General features: G+C 68.0%; 1 pseudogene. It reads right to left on the bottom strand.

From position 1 onward, the window contains the following. Positions 1-272, bottom strand: a pseudogene (locus EIK80_RS25940) (Hpt domain-containing protein); the annotation flags it as partial.

The following is a 272-nucleotide window of genomic DNA, read 5'->3' as shown; positions in this document are numbered from 1 at the left end:
GATCAGCTTGCAGAGCGACGCGGCCCGGCGGGTGATCAGCGGGAAGTCGTAGGTGGCGCCCAGGCCTTTCAGGTCATGAGCGCGCAGATAGAGGGTCTCGACCGTCTGGGCGTTGAGGCCCTCGGTGCGGACGCCCTGGCGGGCGGCCTCCAGCTTGACGATCTCGTCGTTCAGCCCTTGGGCGAAGTTGCCGGACAGGCTCTTCAGAGCCGCCTCGGCCTTGGCGATGGCGGCCATGTCGATGCCGCCCCGACCGCCCACCTTGAGCTTGA

The organism is Caulobacter sp. 602-1, assembly GCF_003931565.1.
In the GTDB taxonomy this organism is placed as follows: Bacteria; Pseudomonadota; Alphaproteobacteria; order Caulobacterales; family Caulobacteraceae; genus Caulobacter.
This window is presented reverse-complemented; position numbering and strand designations above follow the sequence as displayed.